General features: G+C 68.9%; 1 protein-coding gene. It reads left to right on the top strand.

Features of this window, described 5'->3' with window-relative positions:
- Positions 1–101 precede the first annotated feature (101 nt).
- A complete protein-coding gene (locus LQV45_RS25275) occupies positions 102–2543 on the top strand; it encodes an ATP-dependent helicase (protein WP_230009373.1) in 2442 nt (813 codons plus the stop codon).
- Positions 2544–2582 lie beyond the last annotated feature (39 nt).

Genomic DNA, 2582 nt, shown 5'->3' on the forward strand with positions numbered 1-2582 from the left:
GTCGGCTGACCCTCGATCCCTGCGGCGCCGTCCCCAGCGGGGCGGCGCCGCACGGCCGAGTGACCCACCGTGTCAGAGGCCCCGCCTAGACTTGTGGCGCCATGACCGACGCCTCCTTGCCCCTCATCGTCGGCGCTTCCGCGCCGTCGGACGCCCGCCCCGACGCCGACCTGCTCGCCGGTCTGAACGGGCCGCAACGAGAGGCCGTCACCTACCGCGGACAGGCTCTGCTGATCGTCGCGGGGGCCGGGTCGGGCAAGACGAGCGTGCTGACCCGACGCATCGCTTCCCTGCTGCGCACGCGCGAGGCCTATCCGAGCCAGATCCTGGCGATCACCTTCACCAACAAGGCCGCGGGCGAGATGCGCGAGCGCGTCCACCAGCTGATCGGGCAGAAGGCCGACGGCATGTGGATCTCGACGTTCCACTCCGCGTGCGTGCGCATCCTCCGGCGCGAGGCGCAGCAGTTCGGCTTCACCAAGGCGTTCACGATCTACGACTCGGGTGACTCGCGCGCCCTCATCAAGCGCCTGGTGAAAGAGCACGAGGGTGACGCGTTCGGTCTCACCCCTGCGGGCACGCAGAGCCGGATCTCGAAGCTCAAGAACGAGCTGGCGGATGCCGAGTCCTACGCGCGGCAGGCCAATACGAGCGACCCCGCGGAGCGCGTGTTCATCGAGATCTTCTCGGCGTACCAGCGCGAGCTGCAGCGCGCGAACGCGTTCGACTTCGATGACCTCATCGCACAGACCGTCTACCTGTTCCGGGCGTTCCCGCACGTGGCCGACGTGTATCGCAAGAGATTCCGCCACATCCTGGTGGACGAGTACCAGGACACCAACCACGCCCAGTACGCCCTCATCCACGAGCTGACACTGCCGCCCGGCAGCGACGCCGAGCCGATGTCGGCGGGCGGCGGCATGATGATCTTCGAGGCCGAGCCCGCGGCCGAGAGCGGGGCCTCGCTCACCGTCGTCGGTGATTCCGATCAGTCGATCTACGCGTTCCGCGGTGCGGACATCCGCAACATCAGCGAGTTCGAGCGCGATTACCCGGGCGCGAAGGTCGTGCTGCTCGAGCAGAACTACCGGTCGACGCAGAACATCCTGTCGGCGGCGAACGCGGTGATCTCGAACAACTTCGACCGCAAAGACAAGAAGCTCTGGACCGACGTGGGCGCGGGCGACCCGATCATCGGGTTCACCGGGTACTCGCAGCACGACGAGGCGCAGTTCGTGGCCGACGAGATCGAGGCGCTGCACCGTACGGGCGTCGACTACGCGCAGATGGCGGTGTTCTACCGCACGAACTCGCAATCCCGTGCGCTGGAAGAGATCTTCATCCGCTCCGCGGTGCCCTACAAGATCATGGGCGGCACCAAGTTCTACGAGCGCGCCGAGATCAAGGACGCCCTGGCCTACCTCGTCGCCGTAGCGAATCCGGCCGACTCCATGGCACTGCGGCGCATCCTCAACCGCCCGCGCCGAGGCATCGGCGACGTGACCGAGACCGCGATCGCGCGCTACGCCGCCGAGCACGACATCACCTTCCGTGACGCCCTGGCGAACTCCACCCAGCTCGGCGTCGGCCCCAAGCTGCAGAAGGCGATCGACCAGCTCGATGCGGTGCTGAGCGAGGCGTCGGCGCTGATGCTCCCGGCATCCGGCGAGCTCGCTCCGTCGACCGCCGTCAGCGAAGGCCTGACGCTGCTGCTCAACAAGACCGGGTACTTCGATGCCCTGCGCGCCAGCCGCGACCCGCAGGACGAGGCGCGCCTCGAGAACCTCGACGAGCTCGTCGCCGTCACTCGGGAGTTCGCCCGCAACAACCCCGACGGCACGATCATCGACTTCCTCACCGAGGTCGCCCTCGTCGCCGACGCCGACGACCTCGACGACGCGTCCGGCTCGGTCTCGCTCATGACCCTGCACACCGCCAAGGGCCTCGAGTACGACGCGGTGTTCCTCACCGGCGTCGAGGAAGACCTGCTGCCGCACCGCATCTCGGCCGGCGAACCCGGCGGGCCGCAAGAAGAGCGACGCCTGTTTTACGTGGGCATCACGCGCGCGCGCAAGCGCCTGCACGTGTCGCTCGCGATGACCCGGGCGCAGTTCGGCGAGGTCACCGTCGCCATGCCGAGCCGGTTCCTGCAAGAGATCCCCGCCGACCTCATCGACTGGCGGCAGTCGCCCGGCGACGTCAACGGCCGCGGTGGTACGCAGTCGCGCGCGCTCAACGCGCGCGGGCGCCGTCCCGGGCAGGGTGGCAGCGGCGGGGGGAGCCGGTACGGCGACGACCTCGTGCCGCTGCCCAAGCGCGCGCCCGCTGACCCGAGCAAGTTCCCCAACCGCATCCCCGCCAAGGTGCGCGACAACGGCGACATGGAGCTCTCGTCCGGCGACCGCATCCGCCACGACGACTTCGGCGAAGGACGCGTGGATGCCATCACCGGCGAGGGTGCGAAGAGAGTCGCCCACGTGCGCTTCGACACCGTCGGGGCCAAGAAGCTGCTGGTGAAGATCGCGCCGATCTCCAAGCTGTGAGGCGCCCGGCGACACGCCGGGCGAGCGCGGGGCACGGAT

Source organism: Microbacterium sp. Bi128 (assembly GCF_918698205.1).

Bases quoted from the DNA above. Each gene is read 5' to 3' on its own strand.
- LQV45_RS25275 (WP_230009373.1), top strand. From the start codon at position 102: ATGACCGACGCCTCCTTGCCCCTCATCGTCGGCGCTTCCGCGCCGTCG.